Origin of the sequence: Vibrio qingdaonensis (assembly GCF_026191675.1) — a bacterium.
Taxonomy (GTDB): Bacteria; Pseudomonadota; Gammaproteobacteria; order Enterobacterales; family Vibrionaceae; genus Vibrio; species Vibrio qingdaonensis.
Window position 1 is genome coordinate 217818 of sequence record NZ_JAKRRY010000001.1, and the last position, 24519, is coordinate 242336.

Below are 24519 nucleotides of genomic sequence, written 5' to 3' on the forward strand. Positions count from 1 at the left end.
GTATGACCATCAGTATACATTTAGTATCCATCCCTGATCAGGAGGCGGTCACGTCTCGGGTTGTTCACCTACCAGCCGACGGTGGTACGATTGGACGCTCGCCTGATTGCAGTGTTGTGTTGCCCGATCATACAACTCGAATTTCAAGAAAACACGCGGAAATCACTCGTACTTCCGACGGTTTTTTTCTCAAAGATACTAGCAATAATGGTGTATCTCTAAATGCTAAGGCGCTACAGAAAGGGGCGGATTATGCCGTTAATGACGGTGATATTATTACCATAGAAGGCTACAGCCTTTTGGTTAGTACTCTGGTCGTTTCACAAACGTCTCAGTCAGCCGAAATCGACGATAATGATACGCCTACGTTTACGCTGAATTTAGCCAATGACGACACCGATTTTTTAGAATCGTTTAGTCGAGAAACACAACCTAAAGTTCAGCAACGCCCGCATTACTCTTCAGAAAACGTATTACAAGATGATCCCTTCTCTTCTGATCCTTTCGAGGATTTTTCAGAAAACGAACTGTCGAAATTTGAAGAGGTCGAGAAGACATTAGAGCCCCTACCCCTTGATCATGGTGAACTTGAGAACAATACGGTTGAATTCCTACCTATCAATCAGGATAACCATCATATTGTCAGTTCACTTCAACAGTTAATTGCTCTATCTGAAAAAAACCATGACATGCTACAAAACCCTTCTTTTCAACACGACGCTCTATTTAGCGCATTAGAACAAACTATTGATACCTTCTTAGACGAGTTTTCTCCGCAACAATTAGAGCCGCAGTTCGATGAGTATATGGGCTCAAGTCTATTTGTTAGTAAAGACAAACGGTATTGGCGAATTTATCGCAAGCATTTTGAAAGACGTCAACAAAACGGCGAATTTAGACGCCACTTTAAAGCGCTCTTCATTGAGAACATGCAGCGCTCTGGAGAGAAATCATGAAATATCCAACGATAGCAAGCGCAACGTTAGCCATTCTGTTGTCTGCATGTTCTTCAGATCCAACGCCAATCACAACCAGTTATGCGTTGAAGACAGTAAGCGATGATGCGATTAATCCTTATCGCTCAAATAAAGCCAACCCTGTTGTGATTAGATTGTACCAGCTAGAGAGCAAAGAAAGCTTCGAGCAAAGTAGCTTTATATCGTTGTATAACAATGACCGCCAAGCGCTAGGTAATAGCCTAGTTGTAAAACAAATACTTCCACCCATTCTGCCAGCAAGCGAATCGAGCACAGCCATAGACATCAATAAAAAAACTCAGTATTTAGCCGCTTTAGTCGAATATGCGAACTACCAAGAAAGCAATGCCAAAGCTATCACTCCCGTTCCCACAGATGGAGAAAGCAGTCTGATGATTCGTCTTTCTGGTTTGAACGTGGAGCTTGATATTGTCGCGCCAGAATCGAGCTGGTGGAACATATTCTAAGCCAAGAATGATTTATAACGGTTGTTCGCACTCATTAAAAAGGATTTTTCGTGGACGCACATAAAAAAGTAGTATGGAAAGAAGGCATGTTCATTGCCCCTCAACACTTTCAGCAGCAGGATAGATATGTCCAACATTACGTTGGAAAAACAGTCGAAACCCTATCGCATTTCGCTCCGTATTTTGGTCTAACAGAACTCTCCATGAATACTGACCTTCTAAAAATTGGCAAGCTTGCGATTACACAGTGTTCGGGGATTTTCCCGGATGGTACGCAATTTAATCTGACCAAAGAAATCACCCTTGATATTCCTGTAGGCACCATAGAAAACACCATCTACCTTGCCTTACCATTAGCATTACTAGGCAACAACGACTACAGCGAAAATGACAAATCGTCATCACGATATGTCGCCAAGTCGATTAATATTTTTGACTCTGCTAGCGAGGAAAATACAAGTTTAGAAGTTGATGTAGCCAGGCTAAACATTCAATTATTGTCAGAGCAAAGTGACCGCTCAGGCCACTCCGTGATTCCTATCGCGCGTATACTCGAATGCACAGAGTCTAACGAAGTCATTCTGGATAGAGCTTTTATACCGTCATGCCTCCACTACGGAGCATCTCGTTACCTGTCGGACAAAATTAAAGAAACGCATGCCCTTCTGGCGAGCCGAAACCATAATCTAATCAAGCGGATTCAAGCAGGGCAATCACAAAAAAGTGCTCAATCTTTAATGATTGATTATTTATGGCTGCAAACACTCAACAGTTGGATGCCTTGGTTTGACCTCACCTCTAAAAACCCTCGCTTCAGTACCTATGATTTATATTTGCAACTCAACCGTTTTCGCTCTGAACTTCTCGCTTTGTCCCCTCAAGCGGCAACCGAAACACCCGAGTTAAAAATTGATCAGTTATACGTGAGTTTTAGCCCACTATTTGCGACGTTAAGGAACTTGCTTACTTTAGTTCAGCAAGATTCCGTGATTGAGTTTACGTGGGATACGTCATTATTTGAAAAGCGACGGTTACTGAGAACCATAATCAAAGACCCAATTTCAGTACAAGAACGACGCTTTATTCTCAGCGTCAAATCGTCATTAAGTGCCAGCGAATTGAGTAATAGTTTTGTTTCCGCGACAAAAATCAGCAGCAATACTCGCATTGTCGAGCTAGTAAAAAATGCGCTCTCTGGTATACAACTATCACCACTTCCCGTTGCACCAAGTGAACTTAAGCCCGTTCATGGGACCTCTTACTTCGAGTTAAATACCGCAGACCCTACGTGGACAGAAATGCTCTCTACAAGGGATGCGCTTGCGCTGCATGTTGATGCTCGTATTCCCGATCTTGAAGTTCACCTGTATGCATTGAGGTAAAGAGATGCTTGAGTATTTGGATGAAAAGACGTTAATTTGGGATCAAACCGCAAACCAAAAAAACGCAGAAGTTAATGCCGATAAAGCAGTAAAATTTCGCAGCCCGGATGCGTCTCAGGCAGAGTTTTTAAAGCATTTCGACAAGTCAGAGAACCAACTTATCAACATTAGCAGTGAGTTGTTAAGTATTGTACTGAAGATTAATGCGCTTCCCGAACCTGAAGACATCGCAGAACTCAGAAATCAATTAGCGCATAGAATAAGCGAACTGAAAGAAAAAGGCAGCCATCTCAACTATCCCGTCGCCGTCATAGACAAACTCTGTTTTTTGTTCGCAGTGGTTCTTGATGAGTTCATCATTTACACCGACTGGGGAGATAAGCGCAGCTGGGAGAATAAAACACTTCTTAGTGAATTATTTGGTATGAGAAATGGCGGAGAATTGTTTTTTACGGTAACCGATAAAGCAATGCGACAACCGAATAAAATGATCGACCTTCTGGAAGTGATCTACCTATTTCTTAATGTTGGCTTTAAAGGGCAATACCACTCTCAAGGTTCAGAGCAGCTTAAAAGCATGATCTACCAACTAGAACAAGTCATGAGTCAATACAGACAAGGAAATGGGGTTCATTGTCTGACTAAAGTTCCCCACCCAAAAACTCGCCGCCCAAGTCGTAAACGATATTACGCCCTCACGACGTTACTATTTACAATTCTCATTGCATCTACGCTAATCCTCACCCATTTTTGGTACCACAAGACTTTGCCGCAAAGAGCGAGAGATTTCTCTTTCTTATCGGAATACAGCCAGCGTTACATTGTGTCTGGTCAAGCTAACGATCTTGTCTTTATATCAAGCGATGATGACTTGGCAAATCCTCCCGTGAGAGCAAGTCGTTCTGACACCTTACCTGTCTCGTCATCACGTGTTGGAGCAGCAACCGATCAAGAACAAAACCTGTCGTTATCTACTGGCGCTATTGACGCCAATAAGATTGATACCAAAGCTGTTAAAACCAGTGCTAGTAACATCACTCCTAACAATATTAGCTCTGCTGATGCTTCTACTGCCAAAGTTACAACTGACAAGAATCTACCCGCCACCGAGAGTGCCAACAGTCATAACTGGTTGGTGCAAATGGCAACGTTTTCAACTCAAACGAACGCAGAAAAATATATACATAGCCTGTCGGCAAGTAAATACCAACCGCGAGTGGACGGCTATAAACAGTATTTTCGAGTCGTCATTGATACCCGCTCTAAAGCCGAAGCAGATAATGCGAAGAATTGGCTGAAACAGCACCAAGAGATTGATGCCATTTTAGTCCGAAGCAAGAAATCCAACGCTCAAGCAGATGAAAACTAATGAGCTTACTACCGATTCTAGGTGACAGAGGCCGACCACTTCGTTCGTTCGCCGTCGTTTTACAAGGAAGATCTACCCATGTCAGATGAGAAGACAAAGACAAAAAAGAACCACAAGCCTCTTATTCAAGGGCTATCTAGCGGTTTTATCTTGTGCCTTGTGATGACAACTGCGCTGTGGTTTACGCCTGCGCTCCACAGCTACTTGCTCATTGCTGTGATCACTTGCCTTGTGCTTTCTACCGTTCTGGGACTTATCGTTTTTTGGATAAGCCAAAAAAATCAACATAAAACGGATGAAGAATCAAACAAGAGTAAAGCCTTGGTCACCCATCGCTGTATGCTGCTTAAGAAACACTTCTTTTCTATGCTTAAAGTGCAAAAAAACAACAAGCGTTTACAGAGCCGTTATGACCTACCGGTGTATCTTTGGTACAGCGACGCGCCGACACAGGATAAAGGTGTCATCACTCAAATGGGTTACGAAGCTTATCGACTGGATGAATTTGGTAACGATATTGAGTTTCCTATCTTATTTTGGCTAAGTGAACACTCTATACTTATTTCAATCAGCCAAGGGGACGATCAGCATCCGGACTATATTAAGACCCTAATAAAGTGCTTGATGACATGGCGACCAAGACAAGCAATCAATGGTTTGCTTTTAGCGACTAATGCCGAATTGTTACTGGGGCAAAAAGCGCTAATTAAACAACGCTCTGATCAACTTAAAAGTGATTGTACAAAGCTTAATCGCCTTCTAGGATTATCGGTTCCTACCTATGTTGTCGTTACTCAAAGTGGTGCAGTGAGTGATTTCTGCCAGTACTTCTCCGGCTTTGATGATGCAAGACGAGAGGAGGCATTTGGCGCAATGATGCCCTATAGAAAACATGGTGGCATTGATGCAGACTGGTATAACTTCGCATACGATAGCCTCATTGGTCAACTCACAGCTAATATGACCAACGCACTATCCGGGCAACTTAACCTCGACTATCGAAAATCAATCGCCAGTGCCCCATTTCAATTTGGTCTACTGAAACAGAACTTCTGGTTAATGTTAAATCGGCTATACGGACTTAATCAACTCGGTGAAGGATTGATGTTTCGGGGTTTTTTCTTTACTCACGACGCCAGTCATGATGAAGAAACCGATATCTTGGCGGCGACAATAAGTAATGACTTGGGGAATGAGTACTATCACCCTAAAGAGAGCCAAGCTATTCAACAAGTGTTGTTCTCTCAACACCTCATGACCCACGTATTGTTACCTGAACAACTGCTCGTTGGAGTGAATCGGAAAAAAGAAAACTGGCTGCTGACATTACAAGCTGGCTATACACTAGCGTGTTTAGGGCTACTCCTCACAACACTGACAATAATCAAACTCGATTTTGACTTTCAAAGTCACAGGGAAGCGCGTGCTGACACCTTATTAGAGCGCTATAAAGAAGCCATTGCTGCGTCACCATATGATATTGAAAATCTTGCTGACAATGTCCCAAACTTGTACTCATTGCACAACATTTATCAGCTGTATCATCAAGCTGAACCTTGGTACGTGCTACCTTTTATGCCTTCCTCAAGTATTAAAAACGAAGTAGAGACTGCTTACTTCGCTGAGTTACAGGCCGTACTGATGCCTTCTTTAGAAAAGTCGATTGCTAATGATCTATTCGTATATGTTAATTTAGAAGAGCAAGCGACTACCCTGTCACTACTGAACAGTTATCGCTTACTTTTTGACGCCAACAAAAAAAATACCGAAGAACTGGATGCCTATTTTGTTCACTCTCTAGAGGCTCAGAACTCTGGTTCCGCCTCCACAATTATGCAGCTCAAAGTCTTACTTGATGATGCGTTTAATCGTGGTTTGGTGCCGCTAAATGCGAACTCTAATCTCGAGCAACTTGCTAAAGGTGTCATCAATCGTTCTGGCATTGAAACACTGCTTTATCAACATATACAAAACCTACCCTTATTTACTAAAAGAATTGATATTCGCAGCGAACTTGGCAGCAATTTCGGGCAGTTATATAGCTTTGAGCCTAGTTACGTTGGTTATCTTGTGCCTTTTTTGTATACGCCTAACGGTTTCATTGAACTCGACCTTTCTGTTGACTCACCATTACTCAAAGAAGCACTGTCCGCCTACTCAGGAGTGGCGGGAAATGCACCGAGTGCGCTAGAACTTTACCGAATTAGTCGCGATTTAAAGCAAATGTACCAAAATGATTACATAAACTATTGGAAAGACTTTATTAATAACGTCTCTATGAAGCCGGTCAACGATACGACGGTATTAAGCCAAACGGTCAACCTGCTCTCTAACGCCAGCAATAACCCACTAACAAACTATTATTCAGTACTGAGTAAGTATACAAACGTCACGCTACCCAGTGAAACGTCGGCGAAAAAAACCAGTACCCCCTCCTCGAATGCGAGCGCAAATAGCGGTAATAATGCAGACGAAACTCAAGCGTCAAGCGAAATCAACCCAGCACTTATAGAAAAACAAGATAAAATTGAATCAGCACGTATGATTAATGCTAACTTTTCCAGTTACCTCGACTATGTCACGCCTGCAAAAGATTCAATAAAGCCCATCGATACACTGTTAGCCAAAATTACTAAGCTCAAAGTTTGGCTTGATTCCTTTTACCAATCTGAAAATGCAAGGAAACTCGCTTTTGATACCCTCGCAAAGCCAATGCAAAGTAGCAATCCCATTGCCGATTTAGAAACCAACGCAGATCAACAACCTGCATTAGCCAAACAACTGGTTACCTCTTTAACCCAGCTAAGTAACGATTCGATCTTGTCGCTTGCCCATGAATATTTGAACAAGCAGTGGAAAAGCGCCGTTATTCAAACCTATCAAACCAGTATTGCTAGTTATTATCCTTTTGATAATAACTCAAAAACTGACGCGAGCATTGCTGACGTTCAAGCCTTCTTTTCTTCAAAAGGGGTATTCGCCAACTTTGAAAACCAATTCCTCACCCCCTTTTTACAACCTGCTGAAGGCTCCCCTTATTTACCCGGATTCTTACCAAGCTCTGGGCTAATGATCTCCCCAGAAGTTTGGACAATGTCAACAAAAGCTGACCAAATTCGTTCGGCTCTCTTTCTCGCAAAACCGGACATTGTTTCAGTCAACTTCCAACTCAAAGCCGTTGACATGAGTGCGTCTGTTACCGAATTCATCATTTATAATGATCAGCCCTTGTTCACTTATCAACACGGGCCTTCTTTATGGAAAAGCATGAGTTGGGAGGGTGAGCAGCAAGCTGAAGACACACTAAACATCGAGCTCAAAAATAATGTCACATCATTAGCGCGTCAAAACTTTAGTGGTAACTGGAACTGGTTCCGCCTCATTCACACGAAGACTGTAAAAACGGCGAATCAAGGTGCCGAAATTTCGCTGGGTGACAGCAGTAACGCTGTCACGTTAACGATTAAGACTCAAGGGCAGGTTAATCCTTTCGCCCCGAACTTTTTTACTGATTTCAAATTACCAGCGGATTTATAATATGGCGTTACTGTCGCTTAATGACGCAAACCTAAAGGCATTAATTAGCAGCCTTGCCGACGAGTTTAATGGTGATCCAAAATGGTTATCTCAGGAGGTTTTTCGTTGGCACCACAAGAAAATAGGCTGGCTTAAAGGGCGGTGTATTACGGCGACGAACACCGAACAAACGATATACACTAGACTGAGTAAAGAGCAAGACCTAGATGCGCTATGTAACCCAAAGCGTGATGCGATACATAATGCCCAAAATAGTACCCAACACACTAGTGCTCCAAAGGCTATCTACAAAAAAGAACATCTCCATTTATCTTTCCTTCATTGGATTCATGGCGACACCCTTTCAAATGAAGTGAGGCAAGGGAATGTCCAACATCCATGGCTGCAAGACATAGAACAATCTCTAGCGCGTTTGCACAGTAGTGGCTTCATACACGGGGACATCAAACCAAACAACATTATCATTGGTCGCAAGCAGGCTCACTTAATTGACTTTTCAACCGCCATGCCCATTGGGCAGCACTTTAAGCACCTACCCTTTGCCGCCACTTCACCCTCTTATTCCTCTCCACAACAAAAAACATTGCAAGGACGTGTTTGTCCTTCTGATGATTGGTATGCACTGGCATTGACGCTCTGCGCCTCATTTAAAAGCCACCCTTACTATCCACGTCATAGCACACCAAGCTCGCGTGCCATTGCCGACCATTCCAATGCTTTTCAGCTCCCAGCCGAACTGCCGGCTCGATATCATATGATCATTCGTAATAAGCTGCGTGCCTACCATCAGTGACAAGTAACCTAGTAAATGCCCGCGGACTCCCTATACTGTTTTATCAAGATGCTGTTTCATGAAAATACTGTTTCATGAAGATTTAAATGGTTAAGCGCGTATGGTGGATATGATTCAACAAATGACGACACCTGCTGACAGTCAAGTCGCCCAACTCACTCGTCCGTCACAAACGTCAAGTGCCAACAATCGGCGCCAGTTAGCGTGGTATCGACTGGCTTTCCTGTACATCATACTATTTACTCTCTTGATGGCGTATCACCCATTTAGTCACGCGCAATATCGACCGCCAGAACGATTAATTGCACCACACTTAGTTAAACTTACCCCTTACCAGAAACAAATTTTAGACAAATTTACTCAGTTCGAACCCTTAGTTTCGTCTATTTTTCAACAGCTGGAACAACGCGCACTACCTGACCATTTGGTTCTCATACCCATGCTAGAATCATCATTCAACCCCAACGCTGTCTCACATGCCAATGCCGCCGGTTTATGGCAACTCATGCCATTAACGGCGCAACGTTTTGGGTTAAAGGTCAGTACAAACAACGACCAACGCTTCGATATTGCGGCAAGCACGTCAGCCGCACTACAATATTTATCGTTCTTACATCATAAATTTGGTGGCGACATAAGTTTAACTTTAGCCGCTTACAATGCAGGGGAAGGACGTGTTCAGCGTGCGATAAAGCGTGCAGGTAGTACACAGTTTTCACAGTTAACATTGCCGCAAGAAACCGTGAACTACGTCCATCGTTTTTATGCCCTTCAGCGGCTGGTCAACATTTCTGAACTGAAGTCAAAGCCCTCTGCAGCTTTCATGCTCTTTGTCACCGATCAGCAATGGCAAAAATCGCCTCTTATTAATCTCTCCCCACTACCGCCATTAATTTCGCTCTAAATTCGTGCTCTGTTAGAAGTGTTATCGATTGTCGCACCAGCCTTCATTCACCAAAACAGTGTTAAGACAACGATACTACAACCCAAAAACGTGGCAAAACAGATGGGAATGACAAGATGCTTGTCTCGCTCAAAAGAAAGGAAGCCCGCAGGTTGATGAACGACAAAGGTAACTAGCAAAATATTATATAGCGCGAGTAATATACCGATGATAAACACATCAACATACAGAAGACTCGTTACCAAATAGACATAAAAACCGATTAAGCAATAATCAATGACGACAAGCCATGCTAAACACTTTCGCACGTTGATAAACTTTTGCATCAAATTAGTCATAGCGGCTCATTACCTCAAATGAGGTTACCGGCTGGTTTTTTAATGCTTGTTGTATCGCTTCGCGCTTTCTTTTTTCTACCTCTGGAGATAACTGCTTCTGAGTGAGTGGGGCTTGTTTTTCTCTAACGTCTGAGGGCAGGTTAGCATCTGGGAGGAATACGGTCTTATAAACATCACTCAGCTGACTCAGCGTTTCGGCGGTGAGAATATAGAGTTCGATACGGCGATTAATAGCAGCTTTAGGGTTGTTGATATCCACTGGTGCAGTATCACTCATTCCTGTGACTTGAAAGATATGACGCTCTTGTAGCCCTCCGCGGTCCAGATAATATCGCGCACTATTGGCACGGTTGCTCGATAACTCCCAGTTAGTCATGCGGCTACCTTTATATCGACTCGCATCCGTATGACCAGTAATAATCATCTTGTTTTCAATACGCTGTAACAGCTTAGCCAGATTCAACAAAAGATCTTGATAAAATGGGGTCACTTTAGCCCCTCCCCGAAAGAACATCGGTCCTTTGTCAGAATCAGCAATCACCAACTTCACTCCTTGCGGGGTGACCAAGACACTCACACTCCCCAACCCATCCACTCCAGCAATATCTTGTTCAATTCGCTTTGCCAACACCTCGAGTTCTTGTTGGCTATTGAACTCCCCCTCTAATAGTGATGTGTCGTTAATGCGGTGCAGTTCTGCATCGTAATGAGAGGTAGCAACATGAGGAAGCGGCAAAGGGTTGATCGAATTACCTCCACTTTCCACCATGCCATGGTGTTGAATTGGATCGTTCCCATAAGAGAAGTAGTTGAGCAGTTTTTTTTGGTCATCAACATCGACCACCTGAAGTATCCACAACACTAAAAACAAGCACATCATCGAGATCATAAGATCCGCCATCGCCACCTTCCAACCGCCATGTTGCAATGGATCTCGTTTCTTTTTGCCCTTTTTAGCAATAATGATTTGTTGTTCCATACGTGCCTCTATTAACCTGATGAAGGTTGTTGTCTTAGCACATCAACCGCTTTCTCAAGCTCAACAAATGACGGCTTGTAGCGGGTCTCTATATTCTTCCTTCCAGCATTCGCGCACATATGAGCAGATTGCCCTTGAGCGTAAGACGATAGAATGGATTTAACGCATTGCAGTGGAGCAAGCTGATTTTCAGATATATCCTTAATGCTGCTCGACAAGGGGCCTAATACACAATAGCAACCAAACACCCCTGTGAAGGTTCCGACGAGGGCGGCGGCAATATTTTGTCCTATTTCACTGATCTCGCCATCCAAGCCTTGCATCGTAAGAATGATACCCATTACCGCCGCTAAAATGCCCAAACCAGGCATCGCTTCAGCAGTGGCGTGGAGCTTTTCCGATGGCTTGGTATATTCATCGTCCAGATGTTCAATTTCTTCTTCAAGAAATGCCTCAAGTAAATGATGCGATTGTTTACCGGTAATCACTTGTCGAAATGAATCAATAATAAATTGTGTGGTTAGTGTATCCCGCGTGATCTGTGGGTATTTCAAAAATATCTTACTTGATTCTGGGTTTTCAATATGAATATCTAACGCTTTAATATTTTGTACACGCGCGATATTAATCAGCTCAAACATCAACGATAACAACTGCTGGTAATAATCCTTATTATAGGGTGTAGCCCGAAAGGAAATGCCTATTTGCTGTGTCATTAATTTTAATGTACTAGAAGTGGTCGACATTAATAAGCTTGCGAAAGCCGCACCAAAAATAATAATAATTTCCGACAGTTTGAAAATGAACTCAAATTTACCACCCAAGTAAATAAAGCCCCCAAAAATGACGCTTATCACAACAATAACACCAATTATCTTTTGCATGCGCCACTCTCCTTCATTCTGCTTTTCAGAATGTCCAAACCTCTATGTTTTATCCGATGCACCTTTATTTCGTTAATATCTAGGACTTGTGCCACTTCTTTGGTGCTCAGATTTTTCACGTACACAAGATACAACACCCGCTTTTCTCGTTCTGGCAACGTTTCTAGCACTTGCCGCACTTCACTTAGTAATACATCTCTATCGGTATCACTGGCTTTACCCATCACGGAATCAAGCTCAATGTCGTCCATCACATCCACCAGCATCATTGCCTGTTGAAAGTCATCATTTTGAATGCCAAGGTGTCTGCAAATTTCATTTACGGCAGGCTCTCTACCGAGCAGTTGCAATAACTCCCTTTCCGCTTTTTTGATCTTATTAACGAGCTGTCGCTTATCTCGCTCCATATAATCTCGGCGACGAAGCTCATCAATAATTTCGCCTCGGATACGAACGGCAACAGCACGTCGAAAATCATCATTGGCGACATGATCAAATTTTCTCAATTCAATCACTAACGTCATCATGGCGGTTTGCTGTAAATCTTCAAACGTCCCTTTATCTACCACATAACGATATTGATATAACAGGCCATTGATTAGCTTTATATTTTCCTGCAACACCAAATTTTCTAACGCTTGCAGACTTTCTCTGTCATGAGTTTGGGTATGTTGATAACGTGGCTTCATTAACATAATGAACCTACTGAAACACCGCTTTTGTCACTAGAACTTCGTCCACTTGTAGTGACGGTAATTCATCTAACTCGTCTTTTAAATCATCTTGAATGACATAGATAAACTGTTTGTTATGAAAATATTCCGCGTTCTTCACACTGAACTTTTTGATAATTCTATTTTTAATGACGCTTAATTGATGGTGTAGGTATGCGCCATTTTTCTTAGGGGTATAAAGTGAGATATCCAGTAGCAACAAACTTTGTCTTTGCCCTAAATTAATCGGCACTAACACATTATCCACTTGAATTTCAGTATGCTCGACCAACTCTGGCTCTGGTTCGCTTGGGCTTAACCACGCCGTTATTGATGCTACCGTTAACACGTCGTTTTGATACAACACAAAACCCGATACGGACAACGCAACCGCCACAATACATGTCACTACTATCTTGATCATCACTACACCCTCGCAATATACACGCGGTATTCACGTGGTACTTGAGCGTTTTTCTCTGTAGATTCAGCAACCTCATGGATTAAGTCATCGTAATCTTTACCATTACCGTACTCAGACTGACTATTTTTATCCTGACCATGCTGTTGCCATTCGTTTTGCTGTAAATCCTGTTGTCGCTGTGCCTGTTCTTGCAAGAGACCTCGCATAGACTCTTTATTTGCTAAGGCAATATTGACTTCATTTAGCGCATTGCTTTGCTGAATCAGATCTGCCCTTAAGCGATCGGACGTTGCAATAATCGCTTCTCGCGTTAATGTTGAACTGGCGCTGATTTGCACTGTCAGCTTGTCACCATCAACACGAATGATCATATCCACCTTACCTAACTCAGGTGGGTCAAAACGTATTCGAACCGTTTGATTCACACTGTCATATTGCAGCTGAATTTTGTCTCGAATAGCGTGAGAGATCTGGCGTTGAGCCTCTGGTGTCAACGGCTTTTCTATTTCTAATGAAGGCGCTAATAACCGAGTCATGGTGCTTTCCAACATGGAATAACTCGAATCCATGCCCGATGTAAATATCGGCGCTGTCGCCAACGTAAATTCTGGTTTTACTGGCGTCGTTTGAGTCGCAGCCCCCATAAACGGCTGCCCCCTTAGTGCTGAACCATAATACCCTTCAGTCAGCCCACGCTCTGCTCCCCCCGCATTACCAGTTGCTACGGTTTGCGCCAATTCATCTTGATGACCTTCAACCCTGGCTTTCCACTCTGCAGTCAATGGATGACTTACGGCGTTACTTCTCGAGTTCGAATACTGCAATCCATTCGTTGCTATCGCAATATAGGGCAATTGGCTATGGCGAGAGACTTGCTGTAACGCAGATTCAGCCAGCTCAATTACGGAGTTTCCAGAATGGCTATTTGGCGTATAGCTTTGGGGAAAATACGTACTGGAAAGAGACAGTGAGTCCGCCGATGCTAGACCTGTCGCTCTAGAAAGCTGATCACTGAGCAAGGCGAGACGTGTGGGAGAAGGTTGACGCGGGGCACTATCATCAGACACTCCATGTTTGTCCATATGGCTTAACTGAGGCGCCACATCAAGCGATAGGGTATGACTGACGCCGTCTATACCCAGTGAGCCGGAGACTTGTTGCAGCACAGAAAAGAGACTTTGAAACGATTGTGCCAGCGGCGTCATTCTTGTCTCACCAAGTGTGTGTGTTTTCATCCCGATAACAGGGTCTTGATGGGCAGACGTAAGTAAGGCGTTGTCTTTAACTGGCTCACCTATTTCAGCGATTAAGCGAGAAAACGTGGCGTCACTTTGTACTTTCGTGTGCAAATCCATTGTTATTCCTCCCCCCTAACTTGGGTCTTGGTATAGGCTTTATCTCGATTCCTCAAACACATATTATGAGTCAGACGCTGTCTAAGGGCCGCTTGTTCCGTTTCTACCAACGCCCGACACTTTTCATGTTCTTGACGCAATTTAACCACTATCGGTAGCAAGTCAGCATCATGCTGGTCGATGTTCGGTAATATCTGCTCCACCAGCTGATTGAGTTTTGCTATTTCAGTAAAATCCCGTTTCATTATGGCCGCTTCAAACTTGGAGACCATAACCTTCAGGTGCTTTGGCGAGATAGTGACTTTAGTGCTTGGACTCTTATTGACGGCTTTCATCCAGCCACTCCATCGCCCCTTCCCAGCCTTCTTTCAAATCGACGATCACCACAATCAACTTATCAATCAGTTCACCATTCATCTCTTTGGAGGCTTCAAACACGGTCGCTATCCCATGCTCATACAAGGCATGGATGTTCTTTATCAGCTCCTCTCCACTAGAGAGATCTAAGGAAGCATCTAAACCCACGAATATATCAATCGACTTTTGAGACGCTTTGGATTTAAGCTCCAAATCCTTATGTTCAATGGCGTACTTAACGCTTTCCAATTCTTGGATTAAGCGCTCGTGAAGCATGCAGATCAGCTCAAAACTTGAAGACACGGAGGCATTGGCACTCACTTGCACATTGGCATAATTCGCTTGTTGCTGTTTCCCTAAAAGCATTTGAAACACTCCTTACTTAAACAGTAAATAACCCAGAAACTGAATCCAATTGACTACCGAGTGAGTTCAGTTGAGTAAATTGCGATAAATATCGGTTGTAATAGGTTTCGTAGCGGCTATCCAATACCGATAGTGCGTCATTAATACGGGATTTCTCATCATCTAACGTATCAATTCTGCGGTTTAATGAACCACTAGAAAAGTCGATGTAGCTATCAAGTTTGCTGGTAAAGCTGGCAAACACCCCCTCTTCACCGGTAAAAATCTCTTCAATATCTATGGTTTCTGCTGCTTGCTCAAAAGCCGTTCTGTCCAACGACAACTTGCCATCACGATCGATCTCAATACCTAACTCAAATAACCGCGTACCACCGTAATCGGCTCGGATAACATTGCCCAACTGATAACTGATATTTCTAATCGTGCTATCCGATGCAAGCACGCCACGTACAGCGTCTTCTCCGCCTGTCGCGGTAAGGCTTGCTATCTCTGAAACCGCATTGTTATATGAATCTACAAATTCTTTAAGCGCGTCCATCGTTGCGCCGAGGTCGTCACCAATCCGCAAGTTAGTCGCGTCATCACCAGTGCTATTGGCTTTAACGACTGTAAGATCCACGCCTTCCATCAACGACTCAAATTGGTTGGTAGTACTGGTTAATTCTGTGCCATGTTCGCCGCCAATCGCTAGAATTGCATCTTGGGCTGTTTTTATTGGCGCGGCACTGGCTAACGCTATATCACCATCCCAACCACTAGCAGCGTCGGCCGACAAAGTGAAAGAAGCATTTGCGCCTTCATTATCGGATGCAAATAACACTTTCATTGCCCCTTGAGACTTCACTAGCGTTGCTTGTATCGAATCGTCAAACTGGTCATTAAAATAAGTAACAAATTCGCTGTAAGTAACATCCCCACTCGCGTCACTATCGGCATCCATAATATTTAAGTCGGTGGTCACACCATCTTGTGTGACAGAAAAAGTGCCTGCTGATGCCATCACATCATTTGGGTCAGTCGATTTGGCATCCACCACTACCTGATGGGTTTCCGCCATCTGTTTAGCAAAGACATCCAGATCGATATCATCCACGCCAGACGACACCGACAAAGTCACATACTCATCACTCGACGTAGTCGTGGCGGTCTGTGTGAGTCCTGCACCCGCTTTGGTAAAGTCATAGATTTTGTCATCCAACTGTTGTAACGCGGTCTTGACTTTGCTGATTGCCGACGTCTGCGAAGTAATATTCGTCAACTTTTGGTTATAACGCAGCTCAAATGGCTGGACATCTAAACTCGCGAAGTTACTGGCAAGCTGCACGGCATCGACATTCATACTCTCCCCCTACGTTGTGATATTTCTCTCTAGATTACGCCTCTACGCTTTGAGTAAGGAGGGACAACCCAACCCTCCAGAACACTCAAGGCATTTACCCCAATAGGCTCATAGCCAGTTGCGGCACCATTTTTGATGCGCTTAACATCGATGCGCCTGACTGCATTAGCATTTGCGCTTTACTCATGTTTCCTGATTCTGAAGCAAAATCGGTATCCATGATTCGGCCTTTAGATGCTTCTAGGTTTTCCGTCATGTTGCCAAGATTGGTGATGGTATGATCCAGTCGGTTGATGTTGGCACCAAACTGGGCACGCGCCGCGCCTAAATCATCAATGAAGGTCGCCATAGTCGCCATTCCGGCCGTTGCACTCGCCTGGTCAGTTAACCCTGCACTTAATGCTGTCACACTCGCATAGGTCGAGGTGCCTAATGCCACACCTGACGCACCAGCTACGTAATTGCCATCCGTGTTACCAACTATTTCCGTTGTGACACTAGCCGCAGCAGCCGTTTCAACGGCCGTTAAATCCGCAACCGCCGTACCCACACCCGCATCCGCTTTTGCTTTTAAATCCGAATAATCGGTATAAGATCCAAACGTACCGCTAGCAGTAAAATCTGTACCATCGCTCAGTCCGCTGGTCGTTGTCGCAGAAGCAGCAGTGGCCGCAAACAAGTCAAGTTCAGACTGATAGTCAGATTCAGCTTGTGATTTCAACGCACTAATATCAGAAAGAATATCAAACTGACCGAGTGTGTTACCCACAGCCGAGAGTTGCCCTGCAAGATTAACGTCTAACGTTTCGCTGGCGGTTGAACCAATTTGGAAAGTAATTTGGCCTGATGTGAACGAATCAGCCCCAGCCAATAGAGAACGTCCACCAAAGTTTGAGTTGTTATAAATATTTTGTAGCTCAGCACCTAACTGACCATACTCGGTGTTCATTGCCTCGCGGTCCGCACTCGTCACAGTACCGTTGGCTGCTTGAGTCGCTAAGTCATTCATCCGATAGGCGATATTGGTCATTTCTTCCATTGCACCTTCGGCTGTTTGCATCATTGATATCGCGTCTTGTGAATTCCTCATCGCCACGTTCAAACCACGGCTCTGAAGGTTCAGTCGATTAGCAATCTGTAACCCTGCCGCATCATCTGCTGCCGAGTTAATACGAAAGCCTGTAGACAGTTTTTCTAAGGACTTTGATAGTGAAGCATTGGTTGACTGCAATGTATTTTGCGTCACCAAACTCGCGTAGTTAGTTTGTACTGAAATACCCATCTGATGTTCCCCATCTGTGTTTGCTGTTCACTAACTGCTAACGACAGAGGAAAAATTCCATTTCATCTTTTTTCAAAAAAACTCACTTAAAATGTAAATTGCAAGTATCAAAAGTGAGAAGTGGTTGAAAAATATCCTAGTATCTAATTTAACGATAACCACTAAATTGGCTGTTATGAGAAAGGTAATTCAGGCAATCACTACTCGGTTGACCATCCCCATCGTTCTATTAATGATCTTGGCGATGGTGATTCTTCCCTTGCCACCACTACTACTCGATACCTTCTTCACCTTTAATATCATGCTGGCGATTGTGGTCTTACTCGTCGCCAGTACCGTCACTCGAGTGCTTGAGTTTTCTATTTTCCCTTCCCTATTGCTCATTGCGACGCTCCTACGATTAACGCTCAATGTAGCGTCTACTCGAATCGTATTACTGGAAGGTCACAACGGTGGCGATGCGGCTGGTAAAGTGATTCAGTCATTCGGTGAAGTGGTGATTGGCGGCAGCTATGTCGTGGGTATTGTGGTGTTTGTGATTTTGATGATCATTAATTTCGTTGTTATCACCAAAGGGGGTGAACGTATCTCAGAAGTCTCGGCGAGATTTACCTTAGATGCGCTACCGGGTAAACAAATGGCGATTGATGCCGACTTAAACGCAGGTGCTATCGACCAAGTTGAAGCAAAAGCTCGCCGTTTGGAAGTAGGCGAAGAAGCGGAATTTTATGGAGCGATGGATGGGGCGAGTAAATTTGTTCGAGGCGATGCCATCGCAGGTTTACTGATTCTCTTCATTAACTTAATTGGTGGTGTGCTGATTGGTATTTTTGAACATGGTCTCTCTGCAGAAGATGCCTTTCAGACTTACGCATTACTCACCATTGGAGATGGTCTCGTCGCGCAAATACCGTCGCTACTACTGGCAACCTCCGCCGCCATTATCGTGACCCGTATTAGCGACAACGATAATGATATGGCACAAACTGTTCAAAAGCAGCTTCTTGCCTCTCCCTCTAACCTCTATATGGCCGCGGGTGTCATGTTTGTTATTGGTAGCGTCCCTAACATGCCGCACCTTGCTTTTTATACCTTTACCGTGTTACTCGCCTTCGTTGGTTGGCGACAAAGCAAGTTTAAAGCCATTGAAACCCTTCCTGAACCCGATACAGCATTACTGCACCAGCCCCCCTCTGAAACCACGATAGATTGGAATATCATTCCAACCATTGATGTGATTGCACTTTCCTTGGGCTTTAAACTCGTTCCCCTCGCGACAACGAAGAAAGGCGGTAACCTAATAAAGAGTATTCGCGGCAGCCGAAAAACGCTGAGTGAACAAATTGGCTTTGTGATCCCCGAAGTCGTCATTACTGACAATCTCTCACTGAAACCATCTGAATACGCCATCAGTATTGATGGTGATGAAATAGAACGGGGGGAAGTTTATGTCGATAAATCGATGGCCGTTGGCAACAGAATCGACCACCCTGATTTAGATGGTATCGTCGGCGTTGATCCCGCCTACCAACTTCCAGCACTATGGATCAATAAAGCCGATAAAACCAAAGCCATCAACTTAGGCTTTCAAGTCATTGATATCTATGACGTCATTGCCACCCATGTCAGCAAGGTTTGCAGTGAACACTTAAACGATATTTTCAATTACGATGATGTTAAAGCCCTAAACCATCGGCTTGCTACTCATCATCCCGAACTGGCAGAAAACCTAGCCAGCGTCATTTCACCCAACTTGCAAATGCAGGTTATACGTCAGCTTCTCGCTCAACAAGTACCCATTATCAATGTACGCACCATCGCCAATACCATCATAGAAAGTATTGATACCGTGAAGGACCCTATCTTACTGTCTTCCAATATTCGAGTTGCGCTGAAGCGCACCATAGTTAACCTCATCTCCCCCAACAGTAAGACCATTAACGCCTTTATTATCGGAACGTCTTTAGAAGGCGAGCTTAAAAGTGCCATTTCTCTTTCGCAACAAAGCGACCCTAATATTCCGTTAGATGCCATTCCCATTGAAGCGACAATACTGCAAAAATGTCAAAACCGCATGCCAACTATTGTTCAAACGATGCAAAGCCAAAATTTACCTGCTGTACTTGTAGTGCCACCAACGACAAGACCTATGATAGCAAAGCTGGCAAAAGCCTTTGCCAAGGAGCTTATCGTGCTGAGCTATAATGAGATACCCAATGAATATGGGCTCAATGTCCTTGGCGAAGTTGAGTAAGCAAACAAGATGACAAGCCAGGTATGAGGCACCTCACTCATTCTCACTACGCATGGTGATAACATTGGCGCTGGCGGATATACTGGATTCCTATTATTTCTGATGATGTTATTTCCAATGATGTGCATCTGTTCCGATAGCATCTAACGAAACATCGCCAAGGGAAGCCCCAATCGAACAAGGACTGTAAATTGTATCAACTCTATTATTACCCCAATAACGCAAGCTTAGCCCCACACTTTTTACTGCATCATATGGGCCTCGACTATCAGCTTATCCTTGTTGATAAACAGTCCAACTCACAAAAATCCAGCGACTACCTTGCGCTCAACCCAGCAGGCAGAATCCCAACACTTATCGATGATGACACCGTTATTTTTGAAAGCCCAGCGATCTGCATTCACCTTTGCGAACAGCACCCTCAGCATAGTCTTATCCCTTCGCTAGGCAGTAAAGATCGCGCGCATTTTTTCCAGTGGTTAACCTATTTAAATAATACGCTGCAAGCTGAACTCATGGTCCGATACTACCCGCACAGACACACCAACGATGAACACGCCATTCCAACTATCATCGCCGCTCAAGATGAACGGATTGCAGAATCTCTCTCTGTCATAAATGACCAACTTAAAGACCGTCGATACCTGCTCGGCGAGCAACTCTCTGCTTGTGACTTTTTTCTGTTCATGCTGTCGGAATGGAGCCTACCCGCTCAGACATCTCCACTGCAATTTGACCATTTGTCCGCGTATCTCACGCGACTATCCTCACACCCAACGATTAAAGCAGTATGCGAGCGAGAAGAAATTGATCTCCGCCCTTTTCAGCCCTCACCTTTAAGCCATCACGTTGTAAAGTGATAGAGAGGGATGAAAAAGCTCTTTGAATTAATGCAACAAGACGCACTCAGATCAAAAATCTTAAGCTGTGTCGAAAATGTCAGTGTTCAACCCTGCTACGTCGCTGCAGGGTTTGTTCGTAATTTAATTTGGGACGATTTGCACAACCGTACAATCCCAACACCATTGAACGATGTTGACGTGATTTACTTTGACCCATCAGAAATAGATTCAAGTGGTCAACAGCGCATAGAAGCCTATCTGAATAACACAATGCCTGACATTAACTGGCAAGTACGCAATCAAGCATTAATGCACAACAGAAATGGTCACCAACCCTATGCTGACATCATCGATGCAATGAGTTACTGGCCAGAAAAAGAAACCGCTATTGCCGTACGCAAGATCAGTAATCAGTTAGAGTGCATTTCAGCATTTGGTGCCGACACCTTGCTGGCGGGGAAGCTGTCTCATAACCCCAATACACCTATCGCACTGTTTTGGCAACGAGTACACTCGAAAAACTGGCTAAATCAATGGCCTAAGTTAGTCACAGTTCCCAATCACTGCGACCCTGACACGCTTTTTACAAAGTGAACACGCTAACATTTGGTACACTTAACCCTCTTGCTCACTCACCGCGAACGCGCTGTATTTAATCTAAGTATTGAGGTAAAAATGAACGTCCGATTGATGAACACGTCCGATTTAGAAGCAGCAGCAGAGATACACAAACTCACTTTCGTCAGACAAAAACAATCTTATGAATGGCTGCAATGTAACTTTAATGCGTTTCCTCGTGTGCTGTGCTTTGTGGCGGAAAATAACGACAAACAAATTTCTGGCTTTATTATTTGGACTCAAAAGAGTGGCTTTCGCCCAGAAGTCATCCTCGAAATAGAGCAGCTAGCGGTCTCTCCCGATCACCAAGGAAAAGGCATAGGACGTGGGCTCATTACGCAAACCCTACCTTTAGTAAAAGAAAGGTTGGCGCAAAATGACTCGGTACTCAAACATATATACGTTACGACGCGCGCGGACAACTTTGCCCAGAACTTATACAAATCGACGTTAGGCGCTGAAGTAGAAGCGACCATTTCAAACCTGTACTCCGCTGATGAAGTGCTTATGGTGGCGCGTAATGTAGGTTAAGGCGGCTTCGTATTGATGAGGCTTCGATTTTCCATTCAAACGCATGTCCGTCAACGTGCCTCATCATCTTAATTTACCGCCCTGCAGCGCATTACTTAATCAAACGCACCACTAACGACCCTGGCGCCCTTACCGATTCCACGTTGTGGCTGATCACTACCCCATTTGAAGGCGCGATATAATGCGCTATCTCATCACCAAAGCTATTGTATTGCGTGGCGACTTGCTGCCCTTTTACCACTTCATCAAGCAATGCCACTTGGCAAAGGACAAATCCTCCTTGATCGGCTCGGATACTGATAATTTCTTCTCCTTCCGTGCAAGGCACGGTTTGTGATACCACCTCGCCAGCAATCAGCTCATAAGAGCGTAGTACGTTAAGCACACCATTGACGGCTCGCTCGACCATAGGTAAGTCCGTGTAACGTCCAATACCCACTTCAATGGTGATAGAAGGAATATCCGCGCGATTATAAGCCGTTTCAAGAATGCCCGGGTCGCCAGGGTCATTAAGAATGACATCAGGGTTAAGTAATCTTGCCATACGAATAGAGTCGTCTAAGCGATAATCCGCAAAAACATATAGCGGATAGGCTGATCCCGATGTCTGCGAGTGCAAATCAATCGCTAAATCGGCGTTCGGTTTCAATAAATTTTGCCACAAATTGGCCGCAAAGCGGTTCGCTTCATCACCATCAGGATTACCAGGAAATACTCGGTTCAAGTTAGAAGACGAGCTATCAGGCGCGGCGGAATGAAAGTCACGGCTATGGCGCGCAATACCAGACAAATTCACAGTGGGTACAATGGTGACCACACCAGCATGCATTTTTCCAATTAACTCTCTCGCCAATTGTTGCGCGGTCAAAATGCCATTTTGCTCATCACCATGAATGCCTGCGGTAATCATAATCCGCTTACCCGGACGCTTACCTTTAAACACGCGCACAGGAAGCGTTTGTGGATGACCAATCGCATCGGTGGCAACGGCAAACCAGAACTTATGCTCTCCGGGCTCTAAGCCATCCACATCTAACGCTTGAATCGTTGGATACATAGGAACAATACAATCATTGAGGGGCGTAGACATAACTTCTCCGGAGATAAAATGAGTGACGGTTAAAGGATTCAACGTCGCGTTTAGCTAATTCAAACTACCTTATTCCGGAGCAATATGACAGCAAGAAAGATCAGCCTCAATAAGTGGCGTTCGCTGTAGCGATTAAGTTGTCGTTAGTACGGTAACTTAATCACCCAGACCTCTCATACTTTCTACATTCTCATTTATTCGCCTAGCACTTCAAACCAATTTCAATGTTCTCCAAGAGGCATATTTATTAAATAATAAAAACACATTGGCTAATATACAAAGAAAAGGCTAATTAAACCAAATCCACACTAACAAGGTTAAAGCACTATCCTGACCTTTCTCTTTTGGACAACATCAACAGTTAACTGTCCATTGGTTTGCGATGGTAACGAGTCCTTATTCGCTATAATATCTACGTCAAAAACACAGCTATCGAAACCTTGAGTTAACTGTGCTTGCGTTTGCCCAAACACTTCACTCAAGCTCTTATTGTAAGAGCCTGAATTAAGTAGATGCTCACCAGCGTTAATATCTGGTGACACAGTTCTGATATTGGTCTCAGTACTATTTTTACAAGTTAGCGTTTCCACTAGGTAAGAGTATGTATGGTCTGCTTCCGGAGCCCATGAGACATCTATCACCTCACCAACGAAGCTTGTCGTTAATGTAAATGGTAACGGCAGTTCATTTATAGTTAGTGAACTTTGAACCACGTTATCTCTTAATAGCTTTACAATATACTCAGTAGCGTTCGCGGATACATTCGTACCATAATAACCCCCACCACTTATAGGGAGTTCTGTTAATGAAAAACTCTGACTATCAACTTCAGAGACAAGTTGATCACTGCCATTAATTGTAACATAGTTAAACGAACTATCTTGAACATATCCTTTGATTTCAGCCTCGGATGAGCTTATTGCCGACAACGTAAAGAACACTTGTAAATCAGAAGCTGCATAATCACTACTGTAACGAGCGACACTATCCTCTGAGTTTGAAGAGGAAGAGCTGCTACCGCTGCCTCCTCCACCGCAACCTACAAGTAACACTAGCACTGACGCGTAATATCTCTTCATAAGAAATCCATTTTATTGTTTAAGTTATATCTAATCGTTGTATCGATAAATAATCTTCTCACCACAGTCTATTTCATTAACAATGATTAACCTCGTTATTAATTAGGCTATTATTTTCAAAGTACACAACGTCACATTTGTAGTCGCTACGAAGGTATTCTGTCAAAAAAACACGGTTTTCATCATTATTTTCTGGAGCCCGAACCTTTATCCCGCTATCTAAGAAATAATAATAGTTACGAGTGCTGTCCCTGCCGAGATACCCCGTATCAACAAAAGTCAAAGCTGTTGACTCTACCTTAACTTTACCTCCTACTTGTTTAGCTAGATCTGCCCATAACAGTGTGCAAGTGACAAACAGCGCAAATGTGACAATTCTAGTTCTAGTTGTCATCTCGTACATATCTCTCATAGCCCCAAGCTCCAACTCCGATTATACCTGGCGCATACATCACTGGAAGCAAGCGCTAAACCGTTTTATAATTGTGCTCGAAGATCGACTAACCGAATACTTGTAATCAAAAGCAGTTACACGGAATTATTAACAGGGTCCGGCTCTTTGAAAAAATAAAACATATCTATTTTCTCCTACTAACTTACATCACTTATTGCTACGCCGGAATAATATGACGGCTTCTC

The 24519-nt window shown here is 43.8% G+C and carries 24 protein-coding genes; 11 read left to right on the forward strand and 13 right to left on the reverse strand.

All coding sequences use genetic code 11. The annotated features are described in order from the left end of the window. Nucleotides 1-2: 2 nt before the first annotated feature. From MD535_RS00920 to MD535_RS00950, 7 genes are all read left to right on the forward strand, one after another. The gene (locus MD535_RS00920; RefSeq protein WP_265673010.1) at nucleotides 3-956 is read left to right on the forward strand and encodes a type VI secretion system-associated FHA domain protein; all 954 of its coding nucleotides are present in this window, start codon (nucleotides 3-5) and stop codon (nucleotides 954-956) included. Further along, nucleotides 953-1444 (forward strand): type VI secretion system lipoprotein TssJ, encoded by a 492-nt coding sequence (gene tssJ / locus MD535_RS00925; protein WP_265673011.1) that lies wholly within the window; start codon nucleotides 953-955, stop codon nucleotides 1442-1444. Before MD535_RS00920 ends, tssJ begins: the two co-directional genes overlap by 4 nt. Before the next feature lie 50 nt (nucleotides 1445-1494). Continuing rightward, nucleotides 1495-2826, forward strand: coding sequence for a type VI secretion system baseplate subunit TssK (gene tssK, locus MD535_RS00930; RefSeq protein ID WP_265673012.1), 1332 nt, complete (start codon nucleotides 1495-1497; stop codon nucleotides 2824-2826). 4 nt (nucleotides 2827-2830) lie between these two features. Continuing rightward, on the forward strand, nucleotides 2831-4195 hold the full coding sequence (icmH, locus tag MD535_RS00935; RefSeq protein WP_265673014.1) for a type IVB secretion system protein IcmH/DotU: 1365 nt from the start codon (nucleotides 2831-2833) through the stop codon (nucleotides 4193-4195). Nucleotides 4196-4273: 78 nt separating this feature from the next. Then, complete coding sequence (tssM, locus tag MD535_RS00940) at nucleotides 4274-7732, forward strand: type VI secretion system membrane subunit TssM (protein WP_265673016.1); 3459 nt, start codon at nucleotides 4274-4276, stop codon at nucleotides 7730-7732. Between the two features lies 1 nt (nucleotide 7733). After that, nucleotides 7734-8525 (forward strand): protein kinase domain-containing protein, encoded by a 792-nt coding sequence (locus MD535_RS00945; RefSeq protein WP_265673018.1) that lies wholly within the window; start codon nucleotides 7734-7736, stop codon nucleotides 8523-8525. Nucleotides 8526-8775: 250 nt separating this feature from the next. Continuing rightward, on the forward strand, nucleotides 8776-9429 hold the full coding sequence (locus MD535_RS00950; RefSeq protein ID WP_390902877.1) for a lytic transglycosylase domain-containing protein: 654 nt from the start codon (nucleotides 8776-8778) through the stop codon (nucleotides 9427-9429). A 47-nt stretch (nucleotides 9430-9476) separates the two neighbouring features. Here the strand turns inward: MD535_RS00950 and MD535_RS00955 are convergent, their stop codons facing one another. The 10 genes from MD535_RS00955 to MD535_RS01000 all read right to left on the reverse strand — a co-directional run bounded on the left by MD535_RS00955 (nucleotide 9477) and on the right by MD535_RS01000 (nucleotide 17466). Further along, entirely contained in the window at nucleotides 9477-9767 is a 291-nt protein-coding gene (locus MD535_RS00955) for a hypothetical protein (protein WP_265673021.1), read from the reverse strand. Next, nucleotides 9760-10746, reverse strand: a complete 987-nt coding sequence (locus MD535_RS00960; protein WP_265673022.1) for an OmpA family protein — start codon at nucleotides 10744-10746, stop codon at nucleotides 9760-9762. Before MD535_RS00960 ends, MD535_RS00955 begins: the two co-directional genes overlap by 8 nt. Before the next feature lie 11 nt (nucleotides 10747-10757). After that, nucleotides 10758-11630 (reverse strand): flagellar motor stator protein MotA, encoded by an 873-nt coding sequence (motA, locus tag MD535_RS00965; RefSeq protein ID WP_265673023.1) that lies wholly within the window; start codon nucleotides 11628-11630, stop codon nucleotides 10758-10760. Next, on the reverse strand, nucleotides 11618-12325 hold the full coding sequence (locus MD535_RS00970) for a sigma-70 family RNA polymerase sigma factor (protein WP_265673024.1): 708 nt from the start codon (nucleotides 12323-12325) through the stop codon (nucleotides 11618-11620). Before MD535_RS00970 ends, motA begins: the two co-directional genes overlap by 13 nt. 7 nt (nucleotides 12326-12332) lie before the next feature. After that, on the reverse strand, nucleotides 12333-12767 hold the full coding sequence (locus MD535_RS00975; RefSeq protein WP_265673025.1) for a flagellar basal body-associated FliL family protein: 435 nt from the start codon (nucleotides 12765-12767) through the stop codon (nucleotides 12333-12335). Between the two features lie 2 nt (nucleotides 12768-12769). Further along, nucleotides 12770-14122, reverse strand: a complete 1353-nt coding sequence (locus MD535_RS00980) for a flagellar hook-length control protein FliK (RefSeq protein ID WP_265673026.1) — start codon at nucleotides 14120-14122, stop codon at nucleotides 12770-12772. Nucleotides 14123-14124: 2 nt separating this feature from the next. Then, nucleotides 14125-14457: a hypothetical protein gene (locus MD535_RS00985; protein WP_265673027.1), complete on the reverse strand. Its 333-nt coding sequence runs from the start codon at nucleotides 14455-14457 to the stop codon at nucleotides 14125-14127. Beyond that, a complete protein-coding gene (gene fliS, locus MD535_RS00990; protein ID WP_265673028.1) occupies nucleotides 14441-14845 on the reverse strand; it encodes a flagellar export chaperone FliS in 405 nt (134 codons plus the stop codon). The genes MD535_RS00985 and fliS overlap by 17 nt, the downstream gene beginning before the upstream one ends. A 16-nt stretch (nucleotides 14846-14861) precedes the next feature. Beyond that, nucleotides 14862-16184, reverse strand: a complete 1323-nt coding sequence (fliD, locus tag MD535_RS00995; protein WP_265673029.1) for a flagellar filament capping protein FliD — start codon at nucleotides 16182-16184, stop codon at nucleotides 14862-14864. Nucleotides 16185-16278: 94 nt separating this feature from the next. Continuing rightward, nucleotides 16279-17466 (reverse strand): flagellin N-terminal helical domain-containing protein, encoded by a 1188-nt coding sequence (locus tag MD535_RS01000; protein WP_265673031.1) that lies wholly within the window; start codon nucleotides 17464-17466, stop codon nucleotides 16279-16281. A gap of 175 nt (nucleotides 17467-17641) precedes the next feature. Between MD535_RS01000 and MD535_RS01005 the strand changes: the two genes are divergently transcribed. From MD535_RS01005 to MD535_RS01020, 4 genes are all read left to right on the forward strand, one after another. After that, nucleotides 17642-19720 carry a flagellar biosynthesis protein FlhA gene (locus tag MD535_RS01005; RefSeq protein WP_265673032.1) on the forward strand — a complete coding sequence of 693 codons (2079 nt, stop codon included), beginning with the start codon at nucleotides 17642-17644 and terminating at the stop codon, nucleotides 19718-19720. Nucleotides 19721-19911: 191 nt separating this feature from the next. Further along, nucleotides 19912-20580 carry a glutathione S-transferase family protein gene (locus tag MD535_RS01010; RefSeq protein WP_265673033.1) on the forward strand — a complete coding sequence of 223 codons (669 nt, stop codon included), beginning with the start codon at nucleotides 19912-19914 and terminating at the stop codon, nucleotides 20578-20580. A 9-nt stretch (nucleotides 20581-20589) separates the two neighbouring features. Beyond that, nucleotides 20590-21156 (forward strand): nucleotidyltransferase family protein, encoded by a 567-nt coding sequence (locus tag MD535_RS01015; protein WP_265673034.1) that lies wholly within the window; start codon nucleotides 20590-20592, stop codon nucleotides 21154-21156. Between the two features lie 96 nt (nucleotides 21157-21252). Beyond that, nucleotides 21253-21711 (forward strand): GNAT family N-acetyltransferase, encoded by a 459-nt coding sequence (locus MD535_RS01020; protein ID WP_265673249.1) that lies wholly within the window; start codon nucleotides 21253-21255, stop codon nucleotides 21709-21711. Between the two features lie 91 nt (nucleotides 21712-21802). On the opposite strand, the gene MD535_RS01025 is transcribed toward MD535_RS01020, so the two are convergent. From MD535_RS01025 to MD535_RS01035, 3 genes are all read right to left on the reverse strand, one after another. Then, complete coding sequence (locus MD535_RS01025; protein ID WP_265673036.1) at nucleotides 21803-22801, reverse strand: succinylglutamate desuccinylase/aspartoacylase family protein; 999 nt, start codon at nucleotides 22799-22801, stop codon at nucleotides 21803-21805. 317 nt (nucleotides 22802-23118) lie between these two features. Further along, nucleotides 23119-23880: a hypothetical protein gene (locus MD535_RS01030; protein ID WP_265673038.1), complete on the reverse strand. Its 762-nt coding sequence runs from the start codon at nucleotides 23878-23880 to the stop codon at nucleotides 23119-23121. A 76-nt stretch (nucleotides 23881-23956) separates the two neighbouring features. Continuing rightward, a complete protein-coding gene (locus MD535_RS01035; RefSeq protein ID WP_265673040.1) occupies nucleotides 23957-24292 on the reverse strand; it encodes a hypothetical protein in 336 nt (111 codons plus the stop codon). Between the last annotated feature and the right edge of the window lie 227 nt (nucleotides 24293-24519).

What these genes read in the sequence shown, in the direction of transcription:
- MD535_RS00920 (WP_265673010.1), top strand. Translation starts at nt 3, where the DNA reads ATGACCATCAGTATACATTTAGTATCCATCCCTGATCAGGAGGCGGTC.
- tssJ (WP_265673011.1), top strand. Translation starts at nt 953, where the DNA reads ATGAAATATCCAACGATAGCAAGCGCAACGTTAGCCATTCTGTTGTCT.
- icmH (WP_265673014.1), top strand. Translation starts at nt 2,831, where the DNA reads ATGCTTGAGTATTTGGATGAAAAGACGTTAATTTGGGATCAAACCGCA.
- tssM (WP_265673016.1), top strand. Translation starts at nt 4,274, where the DNA reads ATGTCAGATGAGAAGACAAAGACAAAAAAGAACCACAAGCCTCTTATT.
- MD535_RS00945 (WP_265673018.1), top strand. Translation starts at nt 7,734, where the DNA reads ATGGCGTTACTGTCGCTTAATGACGCAAACCTAAAGGCATTAATTAGC.
- MD535_RS00950 (WP_390902877.1), top strand. Translation starts at nt 8,776, where the DNA reads ATGGCGTATCACCCATTTAGTCACGCGCAATATCGACCGCCAGAACGA.
- MD535_RS00955 (WP_265673021.1), bottom strand. Translation starts at nt 9,767, where the DNA reads ATGACTAATTTGATGCAAAAGTTTATCAACGTGCGAAAGTGTTTAGCA.
- MD535_RS00960 (WP_265673022.1), bottom strand. Translation starts at nt 10,746, where the DNA reads ATGGAACAACAAATCATTATTGCTAAAAAGGGCAAAAAGAAACGAGAT.
- motA (WP_265673023.1), bottom strand. Translation starts at nt 11,630, where the DNA reads ATGCAAAAGATAATTGGTGTTATTGTTGTGATAAGCGTCATTTTTGGG.
- MD535_RS00970 (WP_265673024.1), bottom strand. Translation starts at nt 12,325, where the DNA reads ATGTTAATGAAGCCACGTTATCAACATACCCAAACTCATGACAGAGAA.
- MD535_RS00975 (WP_265673025.1), bottom strand. Translation starts at nt 12,767, where the DNA reads ATGATCAAGATAGTAGTGACATGTATTGTGGCGGTTGCGTTGTCCGTA.
- MD535_RS00980 (WP_265673026.1), bottom strand. Translation starts at nt 14,122, where the DNA reads ATGGATTTGCACACGAAAGTACAAAGTGACGCCACGTTTTCTCGCTTA.
- MD535_RS00985 (WP_265673027.1), bottom strand. Translation starts at nt 14,457, where the DNA reads ATGAAAGCCGTCAATAAGAGTCCAAGCACTAAAGTCACTATCTCGCCA.
- fliS (WP_265673028.1), bottom strand. Translation starts at nt 14,845, where the DNA reads ATGCTTTTAGGGAAACAGCAACAAGCGAATTATGCCAATGTGCAAGTG.
- fliD (WP_265673029.1), bottom strand. Translation starts at nt 16,184, where the DNA reads ATGAATGTCGATGCCGTGCAGCTTGCCAGTAACTTCGCGAGTTTAGAT.
- MD535_RS01000 (WP_265673031.1), bottom strand. Translation starts at nt 17,466, where the DNA reads ATGGGTATTTCAGTACAAACTAACTACGCGAGTTTGGTGACGCAAAAT.
- MD535_RS01005 (WP_265673032.1), top strand. Translation starts at nt 17,642, where the DNA reads ATGAGAAAGGTAATTCAGGCAATCACTACTCGGTTGACCATCCCCATC.
- MD535_RS01015 (WP_265673034.1), top strand. Translation starts at nt 20,590, where the DNA reads ATGAAAAAGCTCTTTGAATTAATGCAACAAGACGCACTCAGATCAAAA.
- MD535_RS01020 (WP_265673249.1), top strand. Translation starts at nt 21,253, where the DNA reads ATGAACACGTCCGATTTAGAAGCAGCAGCAGAGATACACAAACTCACT.
- MD535_RS01025 (WP_265673036.1), bottom strand. Translation starts at nt 22,801, where the DNA reads ATGTCTACGCCCCTCAATGATTGTATTGTTCCTATGTATCCAACGATT.
- MD535_RS01030 (WP_265673038.1), bottom strand. Translation starts at nt 23,880, where the DNA reads ATGAAGAGATATTACGCGTCAGTGCTAGTGTTACTTGTAGGTTGCGGT.
- MD535_RS01035 (WP_265673040.1), bottom strand. Translation starts at nt 24,292, where the DNA reads ATGAGAGATATGTACGAGATGACAACTAGAACTAGAATTGTCACATTT.